At 42.2% G+C, this 22,415-nt stretch carries 22 protein-coding genes and 1 pseudogene; 7 read left to right on the forward strand and 16 right to left on the reverse strand.

Annotated features, from left to right (window positions below; translation table 11 throughout):
• Positions 1–271 precede the first annotated feature (271 nt).
• Entirely contained in the window at positions 272–508 is a 237-nt protein-coding gene (locus I3X05_RS08425) for an Arm DNA-binding domain-containing protein (protein ID WP_337970599.1), read from the forward strand.
• Positions 509–762: 254 nt separating this feature from the next.
• A complete protein-coding gene (locus I3X05_RS08430) occupies positions 763–1,764 on the forward strand; it encodes an ISL3 family transposase (protein ID WP_337971166.1) in 1,002 nt (333 codons plus the stop codon).
• A 1,756-nt stretch (positions 1,765–3,520) separates the two neighbouring features.
• Here the strand turns inward: I3X05_RS08430 and I3X05_RS08440 are convergent.
• From I3X05_RS08440 to I3X05_RS08500, 10 genes are all read right to left on the reverse strand, one after another.
• On the reverse strand, positions 3,521–4,000 hold the full coding sequence (locus tag I3X05_RS08440) for a GNAT family N-acetyltransferase (RefSeq protein ID WP_193158305.1): 480 nt from the start codon (positions 3,998–4,000) through the stop codon (positions 3,521–3,523).
• A 150-nt stretch (positions 4,001–4,150) separates the two neighbouring features.
• Positions 4,151–4,396, reverse strand: a complete 246-nt coding sequence (brnA, locus tag I3X05_RS08445) for a type II toxin-antitoxin system BrnA family antitoxin (RefSeq protein ID WP_000643598.1) — start codon at positions 4,394–4,396, stop codon at positions 4,151–4,153.
• Positions 4,383–4,649 (reverse strand): BrnT family toxin, encoded by a 267-nt coding sequence (locus I3X05_RS08450; protein WP_000589156.1) that lies wholly within the window; start codon positions 4,647–4,649, stop codon positions 4,383–4,385. Before I3X05_RS08450 ends, brnA begins: the two co-directional genes overlap by 14 nt.
• Positions 4,650–4,835: 186 nt before the next feature.
• Entirely contained in the window at positions 4,836–5,369 is a 534-nt protein-coding gene (locus tag I3X05_RS08455; protein WP_045571308.1) for a GNAT family N-acetyltransferase, read from the reverse strand.
• A complete protein-coding gene (locus I3X05_RS08460) occupies positions 5,366–5,635 on the reverse strand; it encodes a DUF1778 domain-containing protein (RefSeq protein ID WP_045571309.1) in 270 nt (89 codons plus the stop codon). The genes I3X05_RS08455 and I3X05_RS08460 overlap by 4 nt, the downstream gene beginning before the upstream one ends.
• 353 nt (positions 5,636–5,988) lie before the next feature.
• Positions 5,989–6,597, reverse strand: coding sequence for an ISAs1 family transposase (locus tag I3X05_RS08465; RefSeq protein ID WP_337970600.1), 609 nt, complete (start codon positions 6,595–6,597; stop codon positions 5,989–5,991).
• A gap of 373 nt (positions 6,598–6,970) precedes the next feature.
• Positions 6,971–7,462, reverse strand: a complete 492-nt coding sequence (locus I3X05_RS08470) for a GNAT family N-acetyltransferase (RefSeq protein ID WP_045571645.1) — start codon at positions 7,460–7,462, stop codon at positions 6,971–6,973.
• Positions 7,463–8,100: 638 nt separating this feature from the next.
• Positions 8,101–8,871: an alpha/beta fold hydrolase gene (locus I3X05_RS08480; RefSeq protein ID WP_193158227.1), complete on the reverse strand. Its 771-nt coding sequence runs from the start codon at positions 8,869–8,871 to the stop codon at positions 8,101–8,103.
• Between the two features lie 1,581 nt (positions 8,872–10,452).
• The gene (locus I3X05_RS08495; RefSeq protein ID WP_045569980.1) at positions 10,453–11,130 is read right to left on the reverse strand and encodes a hypothetical protein; all 678 of its coding nucleotides are present in this window, start codon (positions 11,128–11,130) and stop codon (positions 10,453–10,455) included.
• A 155-nt stretch (positions 11,131–11,285) separates the two neighbouring features.
• On the reverse strand, positions 11,286–11,804 hold the full coding sequence (locus I3X05_RS08500; RefSeq protein WP_337970601.1) for a GNAT family protein: 519 nt from the start codon (positions 11,802–11,804) through the stop codon (positions 11,286–11,288).
• Positions 11,805–11,885: 81 nt separating this feature from the next.
• Between I3X05_RS08500 and I3X05_RS08505 the strand changes: the two genes are divergently transcribed.
• Positions 11,886–13,013: an ISAs1 family transposase gene (locus I3X05_RS08505; RefSeq protein ID WP_337970597.1), complete on the forward strand. Its 1,128-nt coding sequence runs from the start codon at positions 11,886–11,888 to the stop codon at positions 13,011–13,013.
• A 698-nt stretch (positions 13,014–13,711) separates the two neighbouring features.
• Here the strand turns inward: I3X05_RS08505 and I3X05_RS08510 are convergent.
• The 4 genes from I3X05_RS08510 to I3X05_RS08525 form a co-directional block, all read right to left on the reverse strand.
• Positions 13,712–14,050: a hypothetical protein gene (locus I3X05_RS08510; protein WP_019283167.1), complete on the reverse strand. Its 339-nt coding sequence runs from the start codon at positions 14,048–14,050 to the stop codon at positions 13,712–13,714.
• Between the two features lie 249 nt (positions 14,051–14,299).
• Positions 14,300–14,548 (reverse strand): DUF3297 family protein, encoded by a 249-nt coding sequence (locus I3X05_RS08515; RefSeq protein ID WP_045569712.1) that lies wholly within the window; start codon positions 14,546–14,548, stop codon positions 14,300–14,302.
• Positions 14,549–15,754: 1,206 nt separating this feature from the next.
• Complete coding sequence (locus tag I3X05_RS08520) at positions 15,755–16,045, reverse strand: YkgJ family cysteine cluster protein (protein ID WP_080569473.1); 291 nt, start codon at positions 16,043–16,045, stop codon at positions 15,755–15,757.
• 344 nt (positions 16,046–16,389) lie between these two features.
• Entirely contained in the window at positions 16,390–16,575 is a 186-nt protein-coding gene (locus I3X05_RS08525; protein ID WP_082069595.1) for a hypothetical protein, read from the reverse strand.
• 747 nt (positions 16,576–17,322) lie between these two features.
• Here I3X05_RS08525 and I3X05_RS08530 point away from each other — a divergent pair.
• Together I3X05_RS08530 and I3X05_RS08535 are read left to right on the forward strand one after the other, a co-directional pair.
• A complete protein-coding gene (locus tag I3X05_RS08530) occupies positions 17,323–17,565 on the forward strand; it encodes a type II toxin-antitoxin system ParD family antitoxin (protein WP_011080384.1) in 243 nt (80 codons plus the stop codon).
• Positions 17,562–17,861 (forward strand): type II toxin-antitoxin system RelE/ParE family toxin, encoded by a 300-nt coding sequence (locus I3X05_RS08535; RefSeq protein WP_038940224.1) that lies wholly within the window; start codon positions 17,562–17,564, stop codon positions 17,859–17,861. The genes I3X05_RS08530 and I3X05_RS08535 overlap by 4 nt, the downstream gene beginning before the upstream one ends.
• 114 nt (positions 17,862–17,975) lie before the next feature.
• Here I3X05_RS08535 and I3X05_RS08540 read toward each other — a convergent pair whose 3' ends face one another.
• The gene (locus tag I3X05_RS08540; RefSeq protein ID WP_045571300.1) at positions 17,976–18,743 is read right to left on the reverse strand and encodes a carbon-nitrogen hydrolase family protein; all 768 of its coding nucleotides are present in this window, start codon (positions 18,741–18,743) and stop codon (positions 17,976–17,978) included.
• A gap of 2,089 nt (positions 18,744–20,832) precedes the next feature.
• Positions 20,833–21,014, reverse strand: a pseudogene (locus I3X05_RS08555) (DUF645 family protein).
• Positions 21,015–21,832: 818 nt separating this feature from the next.
• Between I3X05_RS08555 and I3X05_RS08560 the strand changes: the two are divergent.
• Entirely contained in the window at positions 21,833–22,117 is a 285-nt protein-coding gene (locus tag I3X05_RS08560; protein ID WP_000381183.1) for a type II toxin-antitoxin system RelB/DinJ family antitoxin, read from the forward strand.
• Entirely contained in the window at positions 22,114–22,392 is a 279-nt protein-coding gene (locus I3X05_RS08565) for a type II toxin-antitoxin system mRNA interferase toxin, RelE/StbE family (RefSeq protein WP_000578471.1), read from the forward strand. Before I3X05_RS08560 ends, I3X05_RS08565 begins: the two co-directional genes overlap by 4 nt.
• The last annotated feature ends 23 nt before the right edge of the window (positions 22,393–22,415 follow it).

A 22,415-nucleotide genomic window follows, 5' to 3' on the forward strand; every position in this document is an offset into this window, starting at 1 on the left:
TTACTAAGCTTCCGCATAACACTGTAATCACAAAAACCAACGCATAATAAAAATGCCACGCGTTGGCTGTCCCTCTTGAGAATTACCAATTACGTTTCACACCATCTCACCAAGCGCCAAATTTAACTATAAATCATTGATTTAAAATAATTTAAACCTCTTTCAACATCACATCCCCTCACTACATCTCACAGCTCCGCCCCCCCCTTGCGTCCCCCTAAAACCGTTGTTAACTTGAAGGGGAACACTCAAATAAATGGAGTATAACAGCATGGCTGGTATCAATAGATTAAGTAACACACAAGTAAAAAATGCAGCATCAAGTGATAAAGAATACTCGCTTTCCGATGGTGGCAATCTTTATCTTCGAGTCCGAAAAAACGGCTCAAAAAATTGGCAATTTATTTACCCTGACCTTATCACGAAAAAGCGAAAAAAAATGGGGCTGGGATCTTACCCAAACGTAACACTTGCAGAAGTGCGGTTCATCCGGAAAATCGATACCTGAATGGCTTTTCTGATACCATATCGCCAAAAATAGCCAGTTAATGTCAACTTCACTTCTTTACCATCGCTTTGGAATACGCGGCCCTTTCCATTATTGCTCTACAGAGTTTGATGGTGACGCGACCATCTTTCACGTAGCACACAATCCTCATATTAAATGTCCATCATGTCGTAGTCGTGATGTCATAAAAAAAAGGAGGTAAGGTTCGCCGTTTCATCGCTACGCCAATCGGCACTAGCCCCTGTTACATCCAGATAGCAAACCAGCGGATTGAATGCCGAGCTTGTAATACACTCGGGTATTTGCCGCTTAACTTTGTTCCTCGTCCCAAAGTGCGTTACACAAAGGGCTTTGAACAGTATGTTCTCTCGCTGTCAGCATTGAACGTCACCATCAATGCCATTGCCAAGCTATGTGGTGTCTGTTGGGATACAGTGAAAGATATTCAGAAGCATTACCTGCAAAAGCGATACTCTCAACCTTGTCTTAAAAACGTCACTCACATTGGAATTGATGAGATTTACTGTGGCTCAAAAAGTGGCTTCATGACGGTTGTGATTGATATGAAGACAAGTGCCGTCATTTATACAGAGAAAGGAAAGAAGGCCGAAAGCCTTGACGGTTTTTGGAAACGGAAGCTGCGTTGTAAAAAGCCGATTGAAGCCGTCGCCACCGATATGGGACAGGCATACATCTCTTCGGTAAAACAGCACGCCCCGAAGGCGAAGTTGGTCATTGACCGTTTCCACGTGGTGAAGCGTTTTAATGAAAAGCTGACAGAGTTCAGGCGTGAACTACAAAATTCGATGAGTAACAAAAATGACGCTCAATACCTTAAGAATACTCGTTGGTTATTGGTAAGTAATCCCGATAGGTTAGATGAGCAAGGCCAAGCGAGATTGGAGCGAGCACTCGCAGCCAATCAGCCCTTAGCGGTGGTTTATTATTTAAAAGAGAAGTTAAGAATGCTGTGGTCGCAGCCATCAAAGATAGAGGGTGAGAGATGGCTAGAAAGCTGGATAGATGAAGCGAACCACTCAGGCATTGTGATGCTAGAGAAGTTTACTAAGACCCTGAGGAAGCATAAGGATGGGATATTGGCATTTTATGATGAAAGGATGAATAGTGGTCGAGTAGAGGGTGTGAACAACCGAATAAAGACGCTGAACAAAGTCGCCTATGGGTATCGTGATTGGGAATTTTTTGAGTTAAAAATCAAAGCCAGTCATGAGGCGAAGTATCGATTTTCCGGATGAACCAAATTTTGATAAATCACTTTCGGAAAACTCAAAGCGAAAGCAAAACTTCCAAAGCGACTTTGAGCCAAGCTTGCTAACCTCGCGCAATCCCAAAATTCAATTGAGGCAACAACTCAAGATTCACATTGGCAAACAATGTTGATTTGCCGAAAAACCTGGGCGAATTGCCAAAGGAAGAAAGAAAAGACCACAACCACTTGATTTTTATTGTTTTAAGCTAACGCTGCGTTAAGGGGTGAGTGCCGCATAAACCAACCTTCCGCAAGCCACTTTCACCACCAAAACCAACCGCATACCAAAAATGCCACGCGGCATGAATCCCTCTTAAACGCCTTGTTATGTTTAAGACTCAATGGGTTAAGTTTTACGAAACCAAGAGCTTAACTCGACTTACCTTTGAAAACCAAAACCAGACGCTAAAAAGCTGAATTAACTCATAAATTTAGTCGTAATGACTTTGAATTTTAGCGTGAGAAACCGAAAACTTGAGCTCAAACTTTGAAACTAAGATCGCTTCATTCGACTCACAAACGCACTGAACTTAAATGAGGCAACTCTCTGAACTTTTAGCGCCCACGAATTGGAGTCCAGAAAACAGCGAACAACGAAGTTAACTTGCCGACAAGACCAAAATTAGAAAGCCGAAAATGCAAAGAAAAGATGCAACCAACTGATTTTACGTGATTAAACATAACGCCCGGTTAAGGGGCAGCCAACGCCATTACCAAGCTTCCGCATAATACCGTAACCACAAGAACCAACGCATAGTGAAAATGCCACGCGTTGGCTGTCCCTCTTGAACCGTTTGTTATGTTTAAGCTTCAATGACTTACGTTTTACCAAAGCCGAGATTAACTCAGCATTGACTCACAAACAAAAGGCAAAACCTAAAAAACTGAATTGACTCATAACTTTTGAAAAGCAGACTTGGGCTTTTAACATTTCAAGCTTTGACAACTAGAAACTTAAAACTGATTTCTGATTGAGCCAAACCGCCCTAACCTCGCGCTTACCCGAAAATTGATTGAGGCAATTCTCTGAATTTCCAGCGCCAAAGAACAAGTGTCCGGAAAACAGCGCCCGCTGAAGCCAACTTGCCGACAAACACAAAACCAATCAGCCGAGGGAACAAAGAAAAACAATAATCCACTGATTTTTGGTGATTAAACATAACGCCAAATTAAGCTGCTACCAACGCACAATGCCACTTAAAGCAATGCGCCATAATCACAAAACCATTTTAGAGCAGATTCAGCCGCGCGTTGGTAGTCAGGCTTGAATTTTTTGTTAGGTGTTACTGTTTCGCATTCATTAACTTGGCAAAGAACCACTCATTTAACGCATTACGATAAACGAAACCCAAACCTTTCACTCAATTTGGCAGCCAAATGCGATCAACTTAAAACAAGTATTCTGCTGATTTGATTGAGAAAACCAAAGCGCCTTTGCGCCAGTGAAACATTCAACCAACCACTACGATTTCCAATGAAGCAACCCACGAACATTGGCATGATAAAAAGCGAAAGAAACGTGATGATTGGGACAGACCAAGCCGATTTGCTGACATCCGTAAACGAATGGCTAGAGAAATCCCCGAATCTTTTCCCCAACAATTACGCTTTTCTCTTCGTAAACCTAACGCCCTGCTAAGGGGTGAGCAATGCACTACAAGAGCTACCGCACACCGCCTTAATCACAAAACTCACCGCATGCTGAAAATGCCACGCATTGCGAATCCCTCTTAAGCAGTTTGTTAGGCGCGCAGTTGTAATTGGTAAAAATCAGTTTCATCGTGCTTTAGATTAGGGCAGCAATATACCCAACCATTACGCTTATAGAACCTTAACGCCCTTGTGTTCGTTCTACTCACGGAAAGCACAGCACGATTACAACCAGCTCGTGTCAATTCTGTTTCGATGTAGAGCTGAACTTGCTGGCTCAAACCGGAACCTCGAATTTCAGGCAACAAGTAAATCAAATGGACATAACCGGTATCTGGCTCGGGCGAAAAAGAACGAAACTCTAACTGCCCTACCAATTGCCCATCCAACCAGATATGGATGTAAAACCAACCTGCTTCAGATTGCCTTTCTTGGATTCGTTCTCGATAACCTGCTATGAAATCATCAAAACCCGAATAGGTTTTGAAGCTGCAATAGTAAGCGTCCTTTCGAGCAGCTACGCAAAAATCATAATCTTGCGCCAAATTGATCACTTTAAATTCTACGTTCATCCCTAATCCTAAAGTGAATAGCGCCTAACGCCGCATTAAGGGGCGAACAACGCACAAAAGCACTCAATGCATAGCAAATTCATCACAAAAACAAACGCATGGCAAAAATGCCACGCGTTGTGAGTCCCTCTTAAATGCTTTGTTAGCCGTTTATCTCACACTTGAATGATGAGACACGCTCTCTAACCTTTCTGCCAACCAAATTTTAATGATTGATTGACGTGTTACACCAATACGACTCGCTTCTCTGTCCAATGACTCAAGCATCCAGGCTGGAAAATCTACATTGACTCGTTTTTGCTTATGCATCGGTCTTTTAGCTTGCGATAGATCCAAGTCCATTACGATATCATCGTCGTCACTTTCAAACTTGGCATCAAATTCATGCGCTTTCATAAAGGCTTACCTCCGCTTTCCGTGAACGCCGAACTGAGATGATCCTGATATTCGTACCTCGGTAGGTAATTACTCCTGACCAATGCTTACCGTTTAGTAAGCCGACAACCAAATATCTGGGCTCATCACTCGTGTTAGCAGGGATCTCGATAAGATCTGAATCATTCCACAACCCTTGAGCTGTATGAAAATCAATACCGTGCTTTTCGAGATTACTTCTGCTTTTGTTTTCATCAAATTCAAATTTAATCATGAGTAAAAACCACACCCTTTTTACTCATTAGGCAAACTTTGTTTATTGATGACGGCTAACGCCCAATTAAGTGGTGAGCAACGCACTGGCTAAGCCGCGGCATTGCACCGTAAAGCACTTTACCTGACGCATAGTAAAACCGCCACGCGTTGAGAATCCACTTGAATTGTTTGTTATATTCGTAGCCTATTGATTAAAAAGCTGTTCTACCGTTTTCATTGGTAAGAACATACGAATACGCCCATTATGTTCGCACAACACTTCAAAACCGAACTTCGTATAGAACGCTTGAGCGGAGTCTGTCAGACAGTCCACAACAATTGCGTATACCCTCATGTGATGATTCACTTCCCACAAGTACTTCAGCGCACGAATTAGACTGACCTTTCCAAGTCCAGAACCGTGAAATTCTTTGTGCACCGCTAATTGAGCCAACAGAAAAACAGGGATTGGATATCTCGGTAGTTTCTTTGCTAATTGTGTCGGTAATGTTTCTCGGCTGATTGAGCTCGGGGCAACACTATAAAATGCACAAATAGCAAATTTTTGATTTAACAGTGGCTGAGCACTAGGTAAAACCATTGTTCGGCTAATACCTGCTTGCATGTGCTTTGCAGCTTGAGTTTTGATAAATGTGTTTAGCTCTTGCTCACCACAGTCAAATGAGTCGCGGTCATGCTTTGATTTACTAAGTTCTACAAACTCTTTGCCCCAACTCACTTGATACCGCTCTTCTCTGTATATTTAACAGCTTCAAGCAAAGCTTGATTCGGTACTTTTACTTTATTACACGCAGCCATAAACTCGTCAAAAACACTGTCTTTAACCATAATACTTTCATGCTCCTCAATAACATGAGTCGCATCTTCGTCCATAAGCCTCACCACATATTCAGTGAGACTTTTTAAACCAAGTAAAGCCGATGCCTTTTCGGCTTTTGCCTTGATCTCTTCATCAAGGCGGATATCTAAACGTGCCGTTGCCATAACCCCTCCTATGTACGGATACATTCCGTAATGTTGAGAGATTATAGTCCAAACTTAAAGCACATTCAATTAGTACGGAAAGTTTACGGAACGAGGGAGAATATAACGCCCGCTTAAGGGGCAGACAACGCTACTACTAAGCTCCCGCATAACACCGTAATCACTCAAACCAACGCATGGTAAAAATGCCGCGCGTTGGCTGTCCCTCTTGAAGCGTTTGTTAGCTGGCTAACTGCCAACGGTTAAGGTGAAAGAATAACAAACCTTGAACAGATCCGAGCAAGCCTATAGAAACACTGATTGGCAAGGCGAAAAACAGAACATACTTTACGATGTCGTTTAAATCTGCACCATCAAGGTTGGTTATCCTTAACGGACATTAAATAGTCACCGCCTCTAAGAACAATATCTTCCGCTATGGCTCTTTGACATCCCATGGCATCTAGGCTGATAACTCGGTCTTCAACTTGGATTAATTTCAATATCTGGGGAATTAACGTGATCTCATTCGATTTTTCATCCGTTTTCAACTGCCCTAGCACAAGGCCAGTATCTACAGAATACGCGTTCACCATATGAGTTAAGCATTTGTTTTTACTATAATCATACGTACCTTTTAATGACTTGCCATCTATGGCAACATGATGGGTCACTAAGGATTTTTCTCGCCGAATATCATTACACCATCGAACGAAACACAATGAAAACTCATCTGGATCAATCAAACCCACTATTCGCGCCAAGGTATCGTGACTAGGCACACCAGAAGAGTAGTCACTAAACTTACGAAACCAGGTTAAATTTTCCTCACCAAAGCCTTCGATTTCATCCCAAGTCTTCATTCCGCACAGCATCGCTGTCACCACCTGGAACATCACTTCGAAGAAATTATAGGTCGATTTTCTTGCCTGACGAGTATCACTCAATATGCTAAAATGCTCTTTAAATTCGCTGTAATCCATATTCGTCTTATCCTGCTTTATTTTTAACAGTATAAGATCACGTCAAGATCGCTAATTCAATCTATTTCTAAAAATTTTATCCCGAAATTCGATAAAAAGGTGCGTCAATAACATGCGCGAACCCTGACTAATATACCCATCAACTTACCTATCGAAAGTGGCAACAACATTCGTCGAAAATATGATAGCCCCGAACAAAGAAAGAACAAAAATTACGTCATTAATGCGAGTCAGTTAGTGATGTTACCGACTAGCCTAACGCCCGCTTAAGGGGCAGACAACGCTACTACTAACTTCCCGCATAACACCATAATCACGAAACCTAACGCATGATAAAAATGCCACGCGTTGGCTGTCCCTCTTGAAGCGTTTGTTATGTAACAATATTTTCCATCAGGTATATGTGATCAGCATACATTTGACCACCAATTCCATAAGCATCAGGAATAACACTATGTAATGTGAATCCACTTTTTATTAGCACTTTTTCCGAACCCAGATTACCTTCAGTAACCACAGCAGAAAAACTGTTTAGGCAAAACTGTTTTCGGGAATATTCGACTAAAGCTCGTAATGATTCTGTTCCATAACCTCGACCGTGGAAACTAGGTAAAAACATAAAACCAACTTCAGCAGTTCCATTCTGGATGCAATAACCCGTTATACCCACTTTGATACCCGTTTCTAATTCCGAAGCAACCAAACAGTACCAATGACTAGAATCTGGTGTCCATGGTTCAAGCCTAGAACGAAATTTAGACTGAATTTCCAGCAAAGTCGGTTCATCAAAGCAAAGTGAAATGACCTCAGGATCGGTATGAAGTGTGTGAAATAGAGACCAATCATCTTCCGATATCGGAGACATCACTAAACGATCTGAAAATATTTTTTCCACTGAACCTTCCTTGTTACATAACGCTGCGTTAAGGGGTGAATGCCGCCTAAACCAACTTCCCGCAGACCACTTTCACCACAAAACTCACCGCAAACCAAAAATGCCACGCGGCATGAATCCCTCTTAAACGCCTTGTTATGTTTAAGACTCAAAGGGTTAAGTTTTGCGATACCAAGAGCATAACTCGACTTATCTTTGAAAACCAAAGTTAGAAGCTAAAAAGCTGAATTAACTCATAAATTTGATTGTACTGATATTGAGGTTTTAGCGTGAAAAACCGAAAGCTGGTGCAAAAACGTTGAAACTAACATCGCTTCATTCGACTCACAAACGCACTGAACTTTAATGAGGCAACTCTCTGAATTTTTAGCGCCCACGAATTGGAGTCCAGAAAACAGCGACCACTAAACGTAACTTGCCGACAAGACCAAAATTAGAAAGCTGAAAAAGCAAAGAAAAGATGCAACCAACTGATTTTACGTGACTAAACATAACGCCCGCTTAAGGGGCAGACAACGCTACTACTAACTTTCCGCATAATACCGTAATCACCAAAACCAACGCATAGTAAAAATACCACGCGTTGGCTGTCCCTCTTGAAGCGTTTGTTAGTTTTTGTGCTGCAACAAGAACTGCTCTAACATTTTACCAACCAATTCCGGAGATTCTTGATGCGAAGAATGTCCTGTCAATGGGATATTCGCAAAACTACAACCTGTAATTTTCGACTTTAAAGCCGCTGCCTCTTCCAACGAAAACAAGAAGTCATTATCACCTCGCATTACTAATGTCGGGCAGCTAATTTTTTCAACTAATTTATGTGGATAACCAGATTCTGTTGTATCAAGCCAGACTGCTTTCACAGCGTCTACGAGTTTAGGGAAATCCGGTTTAGGATTTGACGCCTCATATAAAGCAACATCATCTGCAAACCTTGATAACCAAAATTCAGCCGTCAAACCACTTAGTAATTCAACCGATGGATCATCTGCCTCTAATCGCCACTGCGAGCCAAGTGTCACCAAACAAGATACCCTTTTCGGCTCTTGTATTGCTAACCGATAACCTACGATACCACCGTCACTGAAACCAAAAATTGAATATTTATCAATACCCAAATGGCTCAGAACATGCTGAACATCTTGTTGATATTGCATGTAATTAAGTGGACGATCACCTAAAAGAGACTTCCCGTGACCACGGAAATCTATACTTATCAATTGATAGTCAGCAGCTACATATTTATGAATTGAACTTAACTCATTCAATGAACCAAGACCGCCATGAAGCATCAATAAAGGCTTGCCATCATGATTACCTGAAAGCTCGTAATAAATCTCGGAGCCACTAACACTTACATATCCATTTTTATTTTTCATTTTATCGACCAACTACGTTTGTATTGATTTGACCTGAAAAAACTAACGCCCTGCTAAGGGGTGAGCAATGCACTACCAAGGCTAACGCACACCGCCTGAATCACAAAACCCACCGCATGCTAAAAATGCCACGCATTGCGAATCCCGCTTAAGCAGTTTGTTAGCTTAAATTTCAGCACCTTAAGATTTACTAAACCTGAGATTAACCCGATTTAGGAAACCAGCAAACCACCTGCGTTTTAAAACCCGAAATTACTCAAACTTTGTGGCCGTTCATGCGCTTTGAAAACCAGTAAATTTTGATAACTCATTTTCGGAAAACTCAAAGCGAAAGCAAAACTTCCAAAGCGACTTTGCGGCAAACTGGCTAACCTCGCACAATCCCAAAACTCAATTGAGGCAACAGCTCAAAACTCGCGTTGTCAAACAATGCGGATTTGCCGAAAAACCTGAACGAATTGCCAAAGGAAGAAATGAAAAACCACAACCAATTGATTTTATTTGTTTTAAGCTAACGCCCGGTTAAGGGGCAGCCAACGCCATTACCAAGCTTCTGCATAACACCGTAACCACAAAAACCAACGCATGATAAAAATGCCGCGCGTTGGCTGTCCCTCTTGAACCGTTTGTTATGTTTAAGCTTCAATGACTTACGTTTTACCAAAACCAAGATTAACTCGGTTTTGACTGACAAACAAAAGCCAAGACCTGAAAAACTGAAACGACTCATAGATTTGAAAAACAGACTTTTAATTTCGGCAATTCAAGCCCAAAAACTTGTGGTTAAAATACTGATTGAGCCAGCCGCACAAACCTCGCGCTTACTCGAAAATTGATTGAGGCAATTCTCTGAATTTCCAGCGCCAAAGAATAGATGTCCAGAAAGCAGCGCCAGACGAAGCCAACTTGCCGACAAACACAAAACCAACAAGCCGAGGGAGCAAGAAAAGATGCAACCAACTGATTTTTGGTGATTAAACATAACGCCGCGTTAAGGGGTGAGTGCCGCATAAACCAACTTTCCGCAGACCACTTTCACCACCAAAACCAACCGCATACCAAAAATGCTACGCGGCACGAATCCCTCTTGAACGCTTTGTTATGCTTAAGCCTCAATGACTTACCTTTTGCCAAACTGAGATTAACTCAGCTTTAACTCACAAACAAAAACCAAAAACCAAAAAACTGAAATGACTGATAATTTTGAAAATCAGACTTTGAACTTTGGCAGATAAAACCGAAAAACCTAAGATCAAACTTCTGATTGAGCCAACCGCCCTAACCTCACGCTTGCCCGAAAATTGATTGAGGCAACGCTCTGAATTTCCAGCGCCAAAGAATAAGTGTCCAGAAAACAGCGCCCACTGAAGCAAACTTGCCGACAAACACAAAACTGAAAAGCCAAAGGAACAAAGAAGAACAATAACACACTGATTTTGCGTGATTAAGCATAACGCCGCGTTAAGTGGTGAGCAACGCAGACAACTAGACCTAAAGTATTGTGCCGTAAACACTTAAGTAGAAGCAAACTGAGAATGCCAAGCGTTGGGAATCCGTCTTAAACGCTTTGTTATGCGCATTTCAAAGAACTCCGGAAGGTAAGTTTATATATTTCTTTCCCGAGAGTAAGTCATCAAGTAATCCATTGGGTATCGACTCTTGATCATCAAAGCGCATGATGAACGACAGGCTGTTTAAGTCTACCTCAGGGCGAGCATACTCTTCTTCTCCGAGTACAATTTGCATCCCAAGCATATATAGCGACGTGTCAGTATATCCGATACCATTTGACGCATAATATGTTGTGATAATTATCGGGACTTCCCTATCTGCAATTTTCACAAAGCCGCTTTCTGGCTTTACTGATTCGAGAAAAAGCTCTTCTAAGTCAAACATAACGGCACCCATTCGTAACACCTGTCCGTCAGAGGCTATAGGTGCAGGCTCACCGTATATCTTTGATGGAAAGACAACTTGCCCTTTCATAAAATGAGCGCTATCTGAAATTGGTAAAACAGACATGCTGAACTTGTCTTCTCCAGAAAACACTCCCTTTAATATTAATAACCTTTCCTGTTTGTACTGAGCTATTGCTAACTGGTTAGCTTGATACGAAAAAAAAGCACTAATGCATGAGATAAATACAGCAAATATTGAAATCAATATAGGTAGAGATTGATTTTTAGCCAATTTAACAAATCGACTTTCACTAGTTACTTCTGTGTCTTCTTGTTCCTGAGTTGGGTCACTCTTATTCATAAATCTCACTTGAAAATTGACACTTTACTGAATGCGTATAACGCCCGCTTAAGGGGCAGACAACGCTACTACCAACTTTCCGCATAACACCATAATCACAAAAACCAACGCATAGTAAAAATGCCGCGCGTTGGCTGTCCCTCTTGAAGCGTTTGTTATGTTTTGGGCCAATGGGTACGATTTAGACCATAAACAGCATGATCTACAACTCGGCCATTCAAATTTTCTGCGCGACTGATTATGCCCTCAAGCGAGAAACCTAAACGTTCACATACATTACGACTTGGAATATTTTCGCTTGCTGCTGATATCTGAACTTTTTCCATATCAAACTCAGTAAAAGCCAAGTCGGTCAGTTTTAAAACCGACTTACTCACGATACCTTTACCTTGGTATTCAGAGCTTAACCAGTAGCCAATCTCTACTTTTTTAAGTTGACGGTTAATACTGTTAAAACTGATATTTCCAACCAACTTATCTTGGTAAATCATCCCACAAACCAAGGATTTTCCATCAGCATAATCATGCAATGAACTTTTGATAAAGCTAAGAAAAAACTCTTCATTGCTTGCATGAGGAGGCCAAGCTAACCATTGACTCAAGTATTCCCTCTCTCGACTGACAATTTCAAGATAGGCCGAAGCAAACTTGGGAGTAACCCAGGGCAAGATCATGAACATTTCTTGTACAACGCAAGGTTAAATTTGACCTGAAGCACGGTCTGTGATCTTATGCTCTTCTTTTGGGGAGCGACCATGAATATTAATACCATCAAAGCGCATTTCAGTATCATCCGTGACAAACGGCAAAGTGCAAAAGTTGATTATCCTCTGTTTGATATTTTGTTTGGGTCTATCTGTGCCGTGATAGCCGGAGGTCAAGGCTGGACTGACATTCGTGAATATGTTCTTGGCCACCATGAGTGGTTTCTTAAACAGGGGCTGTTTGAAAACGGTGTGCCTGTCGACGATACCTTTGCTCGTTTGATTGCAAATATTGATCCTGCCGAGTTTCGCGACTGCTTCCTGGGTTGGATGAATGCGGTACATACCATGACGTTTGGTGAGGTGGTTGCCATTGATGGCAAGACTTTGCGCGGCTCCTACGATAGAGACGACAGGCAAAGCACCATCCATATGGTGAGCGCCTATGCAAGTGCTAACCAAATGGTACTGGGTCAACTCAAAACCAACAATAAAAGCAATGAAATTACCGCGATTCCAGAGCTTATTAAGATGCTCGACTTGCGAGGAGCTATCGTGACGATTGATGCGATGGCCTGCCAGACCAAGATTGCCAAGGCGATCACTAGCAAGGGCGGTGATTACTTGTTGGCAGTAAAGGGGAATCAAGGCAAGTTGTCGGCAGCCATACAGACAGCCTTCGCCCCACACCGCCGTGCCCCAATTGACAAAACCACCTATCAAATCGAGAAACAAAAAGGCCGCGTTGAAGCACGTACTTGCCATGTACTCAAGGCTAGTGAGTTAGAGGGTGACTTCTCAACGTGGAGCGGACTCACCAGTATTGTCATGGTTGAAAATTACCGAGTAGCCAAAGGTAAAGCGCCAAAGTTGGAGTACCGCTACTACATAAGTTCAGCAGACCTGACCGCGGAGCAGGCAGGAAATGCCATTCGAGCCCACTGGGGCATAGAGTCAATGCACTGGATTTTAGATGTGAGCATGCGAGAAGACGCTTGTCAGATTTACCGACAAAACGCGGCTGAAAATTTGGCAGGTTTAAGACACATGGCACTTAACATGCTAAGAGCTGAGCCAAGCAAAATTAGTGTGCCAATGAAGCAGAAACGTTGCATGATGAACCCCGGCTTCTTGGAGCAAGTCTTAGTTGCTGGATTTAAGTCAATGACTAAATTCTAACCATTCATGCGGACGCCCTGGGGAGTAACCAAAGCCAGTTTCAGATCGGTATCAACATCCAATATAAACATGATTTCCTCTTAAAAACATAACGCCGCGTTAAGGGGTGCCGGCACGCAATACAAAAGCTACCGCACAGCGACTTAATCACTGAACCCAACGCAAACCGAAAATGCCACGCGTGCCAAATCCCTCTTAAACGCTTTGTTATGCTTAAGCTTCAATGGGTTACGTTTTTCTGGAAACAAGATTAACTCGACTTTGATTCAGAAACAAAAGCCAAAACTTAGAAAACCGAAATGAATCATAATTTTAATATTCAGGTTAAGGATTTTGGCAGATCTAGTTTGAAGCTTGAAAACCTAGAAATGGATTTCTGATTGAGCCAACCGCCCTAACCTCGCGCTTACCCGAAAATTGACTGAGGCAACTCTCTGATTTTTCAGCGCCAAAGAATAAATGTCCGAAAAGCAGCGCTCACAAAAGCCAACTTGCCGACAAGCACCGAACTGAAAAGCCGAGGGAACAAAGAAAAACCATAAACCACTGATTTTACGTGATTAAGCATAACGCCCGGCTAAGGGGTTGACAACGCACCGCCGAACTTAAAAAAACACACTGTAAACACTGAGCTTCAATTTTGTACTAAAGTCGCCAAGCGTTGGCAATCCATCTTGAGCCGTTTGTTATGCTTGTGCTCAAGTAAACTGCAGAACTAGACAACCAATTAATGCGGGTAAACCTGCAATAAAGAGAACCAAGCCTGTTTGGTAGTTAGCTCGATAATGCTCAACTTGCTCTTCTTCAAAATCATGTCCCTTTACCATTTTGTATACTTTATCGGTAACCGGATCATCTAATCGTGTCGTTTTGCTGTGTATACCACCTTCCCACATTAACTTTGCTAAAAGCCAAATAACAATCACGACAAAAAACAAAAAATCAGCTGGCCGCGTTGTAACAAAAAGAGGAACATAATTAGATAAAGCGAAAACAATCAAAAAGGCCACTATATTGATTAAAAAGACTTTTCTCATCAATTCGGTCAATTTTTACTCCTAGAGCATAACGCCCGGCTAAGGGGTTGACAACGCACCACCGAACTTAAAAAACACACCGTAAACCCTGAACTTCAATTTTGCACTAAAGTCGCCAAGCGTTGGCAATCCCTCTTGAGCCGTTTGTTATATGTTTGGATGAGAAACCTAGCTAGATCTTGAATGCAATGCAATGCATTGAATTACATAGTTATCAACACATTGCATGCGGACGGTATAAAATGCAGCTTATTTATAAAAAGCTTCAACTTCACCTTTTAACTTAATCAGCATCGGCTGGCCAAAACGATCTTTAGCTTTCGGTGACGGAATTTTCACCCACCCTTCACTAATGCAGTATTCTTCAACATCAGTACGCTCTTTGCCATCTAGACGAATGCCAATGTGATGTTCAAAGCACTCCGCTACATAGTGTGGGCTGCGAGGATTACCGGCAAGGTGATCCGGCAAAGCGGGTTTAGCTGTAGTGTCGTTCATATTCATAACCTAAAATATGTAAAAAAGTGCGCTATTGTAGACAATACAATCCTACCGCTCAACAAAGTAAAGATGCTATTTCATATGCGGTATAGAGCGCAGAACTAGATGACATATAACGCCCGGTTAAGGGGCTGACAACGCAAAACACTGAACTCAAAATAACAGCCGTAATCACAAAGGCCGATTTGAACAAAAACCGCCACGCGTTGGCAGTCCCTCTTTAACCGTTTGTTAGGCCAACCGATTGACAACGACACTTTCAAAACCCAAGAACAAGGCTTTTTTGTAAATTTTAAGCAAACTAAACTATTCATTTATAAACCAAAACTCCAACTCAGCAAAGAAACAAAAAAACTCAAATTGAGCGGTTTGGAAGAAAAGTGACGAGCGTAGCATTCTCGGCGGACGTTTGGATGCTAAAGGTTATTTTGCCGACGAATTCACAACGCTAAATAACCCAACGCGATCAAGAAACAACAAATATGTGATGACGATTTATTGCTTAACTTAAGCCAGAAAACATGGAATTTACCGTTCAATTCCAACTCGATTTAGCTGATAAAAACTCACTTTGCCTAACGCCGCGTTAAGGGGTGCAGGCACGCAATACACAAGTTACCGCACAATGCCGTAACCACCAAACCTAACGCAAACTGAAAATGCCACGCGTGCCAAATCCCACTTGAACGCTTTGTTATGCTTAAGCTTCAATGACTTACGTTTTGATAAAACCAAGATTAACTCGACCTTGATTCACAAGCAAAAGCCAAAACCTAAAAAACGGAAATGACTCATGATTTTGAAAATCAGACTTTTAAATTTGGCTGCTAAAACTTAAAAACCTAAGTTCAATTTGCTGATTGCGCCAACCGCCCTAACCTCACGCTTGCCCGAAAATTGATTGAGGCAACGCTCTGAATTTCCAGCGCCAAAGAATAAGTGTCCAGAAAACAGCGCCCACTGAAGCAAACTTGCCGACAAACTCAAAACTAACCAGCCGAGGGAACAAAGAAAAAACATAAACCACTGACTTTGCGTGATTAAGCATAACGCCGCGTTAAGGGGTGAGCAACGCAGACCACCCAACCTAAACCATTGTGCCGTAATCACTAAAGCTGAATCAAACCCAAAATACCGAGCGTTGGGAATCCCTCTTGAACCGTTTGTTATGGCTAACAACTCACTGATTTATTAGGTAAAACTTTAAGAAAGATCTATCCGTTCATCTCGACATTCGTAAGAGCCCATTTCGAATTCTCGACAAATCCAAGGGCGATTTTCGTAAATTGTGCACATGAACGTTTCACGATCTAGAGCTGAACACCAACCATCTGACAAACGCAGCATCGTTTCTCCACCCCATTCATCGAATGCAATATGTTGCTCTGGTACACCTGTATCGGTAATGATCATAACCTCCAAACGGCAACAACAAGCATGGCAGTTTGAGCACGATATTTCCGGATTTGATACATTTTTAATTGGGATTGTCATCGAGTTCTTCAGCGAGTTTAATCGCAGAATAGTACTCCAATTTAAGCCAATTTACCGACATTAATGATGAACTCAACTTGATAGCCATAACGCCCGGTTAAGGGGCAGCCAACGCCATTACCAAGCTTCCGCATAACACCGTAACCACAAAAACTAACGCATGGTAAAAATGCCGCGCGTTGGCTGTCCCTCTTGAACCGTTTGTTATGCTTAAGCTTCAATGACTTACGTTTTGATAAAACCAAGATTAACTCGACCTTGATTCACAAGCAAAGGCCACAACCTAAAAAACGGAAATGACTCATGATTTTGAAAATCAGACATTGAACTTTGGCCGCTAATACTCAAAAACCTAAGATCAAATTGCTGATTGAGCCAACCACCATAACCTCGCGCTTGCCCGAAAATTGATTGAGGTATTTCTCTGAATTTCCAGCGCCAAAGAACAAGTGTCCGGAAAATAGCGCCCACTGAAGCCAACTTGCCGACAAACTCAAAACTGAAAAGCCAAAGGAACAAAGAAGAACCATAACCCACTGATTTTGCGTGATTAAGCATAACGCCGCATTAAGTGGTGAGCGACGCTAAACACCAACGCCTCGACAAACCACTTAAAACGCAAAAACTGAATTTACACTAAAACCGCCAAGCGTTGCGAATCCGTCTTAAATGCTTTGTTATGCAAATTCAATAAGATAAACCAGAAGTTACACTAAATCTGATTAAGAAAACAATCAAAATATTGGTTAAGTGAACCAAGAATCAGCCAAAGCCTGAACCGTGATAAATAAGCCACCAAAACAAAGTCCACCTTTCAGCGACAAACCAAGCTTTTGAATGAGAAAAACTCACCGAGCAAGACTTTCAGCAAATGCGAAGTGATCGATTAACTTGCCCTTTCCACACTTTGCACCCGCAAAACTGACAACGCGCCAACGCTAAAACCAATTGAGGCAAACAAAGAAATTTGCCTGTTTTACGGTTTGAGTTAACCAAGAATTTGAGGGTAAAAATGCTCATTTGCCGACAACACAAAACGAATAGCCGGAGAAATCCCAAAAGATTGAACTCCTAAATTTACCTGAGTTGCATAACGCCGCGTTAAGGGGCGCAGGCACGCACTACAAACGTTACCGCATCACACCCTAACCACTAAATAAACTGCAAGCCAAAAATGCCACGCGTGCCAAGTCCCACTTGAACGCTTTGTTATGCGCCTTGCATCCAAGCCCAACTAATACCATAATTAGGTATCTATTGGTACTGAGGACTAAGTTATGGCTAAGAACACTAGTATTACTTTGGGTGACCATTTTGACGGTTTTATTGCTAATCAAATCCAAAGCGGCCGCTATGGCTCTGCAAGTGAAGTTATTCGTTCTGCTTTACGTTTACTTGAAACCCAAGAAACTAAAATGAACACTTTGCGCCAGTTGCTTGTTGAGGGCGAAGAAAGTGGAGTTGCGGATTATGACCTTGATTCGTTTATCAATGAGTTAGATAGCGAAGAGAGAAAATGAGACCATTTCAGTTAACTAACAAGGCGAAATCTGATTTAAGAGATATAGCCTTGTTTACCTCTCGACGTTGGGGTCGCGAACAGCGAAATATTTATCTAAAACAGTTTGATGACTCATTTTGGCTGTTAGCCGAAAATCCTGACATTGGTAAAACCTGTGACGAAATTCGCGATGGCTACAGAAAGTTTCCACAAGGAAGCCACGTAATATTTTATCGTCAGATCGGCAGTCAAAATATTGAGATTATCCGTATCCTTCACAAAAGCATGGATGTGAATCCAATTTTTGGCGCATAACGCCTTGTTAAGGTGTGAGGCGCGCAATGCCGATGCCTCCGCATACCACCTTAACCACCAAAACTAACGCATAGTAAAAATGCCACGCGAGCCGAATCACTCTTGAACAATTTGTTATAACGCGGTTTCCAGTGAACTCATAGTCTCAACTGACCTCAACTCCCCCTTAGAAAACTCCAAGATACTTATCGCAAGTTGATCTAAAGGCATGGACAAAAGACATTTACCATCGGTTCCAAATATACGGCTACCACCTAATCCGCGAATGTTCTGATCGTTGAGCGCTTTTGGCCAGTTGCACTGTAAAACAAACGCATCGAGTTCCTTAGCTATTTCAGAAGCCGCTGAAAAATAGCCTGTTAAGGTATTGTCATTGCCGCTCTGCCTGATATAGCTAGGCCAAACTATGATTTCTGGAGAGCAGGAACGAACTTGAGAGATAAACCAGTCGGCATCCTCGACTTCTCTACAAATTACCGTGGTACAGCGAGTGCCATCAAGATCAAATACGCTTCTATTACCACCTTTAGCAAAAAACTGGGATTCACTTTCAGTTAATCCAGCCTTGTCCCATTGTGCTATGACCTGACCAGTTTTACTGATGCACAAATAACTATTGAACACATTTGACCCAACTACTTTAGGTGCACCAAAAAACAGACTTGTTCGATACTTTTTCGCTAAATTTTGTAGTTCGACTATGGCATTTTGAATTAAGAGTTCTTTACACTCAGCTTTTATATTTCTATGAAAGCCACTTAATGCGAGTTCAGGGAAAATTAGGACATCTAGTGCACCTAGCCTTTTAATGTACCCAGATATTGTCGAAAGGTTTTGTGCAACAGTCCATCTCATTTGCATCTGAACAATGCCTATTTTCACTCTGTACTCCTTTAGCGTTATAACGCCGCGTTAAGGGGTGAATGCCGCATAAACCAAGTCTCCGCAGACCGCTTTCACCACCAAAAATCACCGCATACAAAAAATGCCACGCGGCATGAATCCCTCTTGAACGCCTTGTTATGCTTAAGCTTCAATGGGTTACGTTTTTCTGGAAACAAGATTAACTCGACTTTGATTCACAAACAAAAGCCAAAAGCTAGAAAACTGAAATGACTCATAATTTTTAAGAATCAGACTTTGAACTATGGCAATCAAAACTCAAAAACCTAAGATCAAATTTCTGATTGAGCCAACCGCCCTAACCTCGCGCTTGCCCGAAAATTGATTGAGGCAACGCTCTGAATTTCCAGCGCCAAAGAAAAAGTGTCCGGAAAACAGCGCCCACTGAAGCCAACTTGCCGACAAACTCAAAACCAACCAACCGAGGGAACAAAGAGAAACCATAAACCACTGACTTTGCGTGATTAAGCATAACGCCGCGTTAAGGGGCGCAGGCACGCACTACACAAGTGACCGCATGACAACTTAACCACTAAACCCAACGCAAATTGAAAATGCCACGCGTGCCAAGTCCCTCTTGAACGCTTTGTTATGTTTAAGCTTCAAGGGCTTACGTTTTGCCAAAACCAAGATTAACTCAGCTTTGGCTCACAAACAAAAGCCAAGACCAAAAAAACCGAAACGACTCATAATTTGAAAATCAAGTTTTGAACTTTGGCCGCCAATACTCAAAAACCTACAGTTCAAATTTCTGATTGAGCCAGCCGCACCAACCTCGAGCTTACTCGAAAATTGACTGAGGCAACTCTTTGAGTTTCCAGCGCTAAAGAATAATTGTCCGGAAAACAGCGCCCGCTGAAGCCAACTTGCCGACAAACACAAAACCAATCAGCCGAGGGAACAAAGAAAAACCATAATCCACTGATTTTTGGTGATTAAACATAACGCCGCGTTAAGGGGCGCCGGCACGCAATACAAAAGTGACCGCATACAACTTAACCACTAAACCCAACGCAAATTGAAAATGCCACGCGTGCCAAGTCCCTCTTGAACGCTTTGTTATGCTTAAGCTTCAATGACTTACGTTTCACCAGAACCTAGATTAACTCGACTTTAATTCACAAACAAAAGCCGAAAACCAAAAAACTGAAATGACTCATAATTTTGAAAATCAGACTTTGAATTTTGGTTGCCAAAACTCAAAAACCTAAAATCAAATTTCTGATTGAGCCAACCGCCCTAACCTCGCGCTTGCCCGAAAATTGATTGAGGCAACGCTCTGAATTTCCAGCGCCAAAGAACAAGTGTCCGGAAAATAGCGCCCACTGAAGCCAACTTGCCGACAAACTCAAAACCAATCAGCCAAGGGAACAAAGAGAAAACATAAACCACTGATTTATCGTGATTAAGCATAACGCCCGGTTAAGGGGCAGCCAACGCCACAACCAAGCTTCCGCATAACACCGTAACCACAAAAGCCAACGCATAATAAAAATGCCGCGCGTTGGCTGTCCCTCTTGAACCGTTTGTTATGTTTAAGCTTCAATGACTTACGTTTTACCAAAACCGTGATTAACTCAGCATTGACTCACAAACAAAAGGCAAAACCTAAAAAACTGAATTGACTCATAACTTTTGAAAAGCAAACTTGGGCTTTTAACATTTCAAGCTTTGACAAACTGAAACTTAAAACTGGTTTCTGATCGAGCCAACCGCCCTAACCTCGCGCTTGCCTGAGAATTGATTGAGGCAATTCTCTGAATTTCCAGCGCCAAAGAATAAATGTCCGGAAAACAGCGCCAAACGAAGCCAACTTGCCGACAAGCACAAAACCAACAAGCCGAGGGAGCAAAGAAAAGATGCAACCAACTGATTTGACGTGATTAAACATAACGCCCGCCTAAGGGGCTGGCAACGCATTACCACTAAACTCAAACACAACAACCGTAACCACCGCGGTTCAATGGGACTGGAAACGCCACGCGTTGACAGTCCCTTTGAGGCGTTTGTTAGCTTCGTAGCCTATTGTTTCCCAATAACTTTTAAACACCTTTGCTTGAAAGCGATTTTACGAAAAAGCATCACGCAAACACACGTCCAACGCCAAAAGCTGTGAAGTTAGCTGCCAAAACTTAAAACGCTCAAGGCTAAGTTGGCCACGGTTAAGAGTCCGCGACAAAGAAAGCACACTTTCAGCGATGATGCAGCCTTTGTGAAACCAAACTTTCCGTGTGGAGCATCCAACAAAATGGAAGCATCGAAGTTTGTTAGCTTACGGCGGCTTTGAAACTGCTGAAATTTCAATACGCTCTACCAAATCAACATCAGGCAAAACTCAAAAGCTAAATTGTGCAACTTGAACGCTAAAAGCTGAATCTTCAGAATAATTAAACCCAGACTTTGATGAATTTTGCTTCAAGAAGCTAACGCCCTGCTAAGGGGTGAGCAATGCACTGCAAAAGCTACCGCACACCACCTTAATTACAAAACTCCCCGCATGCTAAAAATGCCACGCATTGCGAATCCCTCTTAAGCAGTTTGTTAGCTTAAATTTCAGCACCTTAGATTTGCCAAAACTGAGATTAACCCGATTTGGAAAACCAACAAACCACCTGAGATTTAAAACCCGAATTGACTCAAACTTTGTGGCCTTTCATGCGATTTGAAAACTCGAAAATTTTGATAACTCATTTTCGGAAAACTCAAAGCGAAAGCAAAACTTCCAAAGCGACTTTGCGCCAAACTGGCTAACCTCGCACGATCCCAAAACTCAATTGAGGCAACGGCTCAAAACTCGCGTTGGCAAACAATGCTGATTTGCCGAGAAACCGGAACGAGCTGCCAAGGGAAGAAAAAACAGGCTGCAATCAATTGATTTTCATTGTTTTAAGCTAACGCCCGCTTAAGGGGCAGACAACGCTACTACCAACTTTCCGCATAACACCGTAATCACAAAAACCAACGCATAGTTAAAATGCCACGCGTTGACAGTCCCTCTTGAGGCGTTTGTTAGTTGCCCTACCCCAACACCAGTGCTAACATTCGTACGCACAACAAAGGAGCTCACCATGGATACTAGAATTCAATTTCGTGTAGACGAAGAAACAAAACGTTTAGCTCAACAAATGGCTGAAAGCCAAGGTCGAACTCTTAGCGATGCTTGCCGTGAACTCACTGAACAATTAGCTGAGCAGCAACGCAAGGCATTATCTCACGATGCATGGCTAACTGAACAAGTGAATCAAGCATTTGAGAAGTTCGACTCAGGAAAAGCAGTATTCATTGAACATGACATCGCCAAAGCACGAATGGCTGAACGTAAAGCTAAAATCCGAAATCGAGGCCACGCATGATTTTCTGGGAAGAAGCATCTCTCAATGATCGTGAGAAAATTTTCGAATTTCTCTACGACTTTAACCCAGCAGCCGCTGAAAAAACGGATGAGCTCATAGAAGCCAAAGTCGAAAATTTGCTTGAGCAACCACTAATGGGTGTTCAGCGTGATGGCATTAGAGGCAGATTGCTTATTATCCCTGAGATATCAATGATTGTTTCGTATTGGGTTGATGGTTCTAAAATTCGAATAATGCGTGTACTACATCAGAAACAAAAATTTCCAAACGACTGATTTGTTGCTGATTGGCAACTAAC

The sequence above is a fragment of the Vibrio navarrensis genome, from assembly GCF_015767675.1.
GTDB lineage: Bacteria > Pseudomonadota > Gammaproteobacteria > Enterobacterales > Vibrionaceae > Vibrio.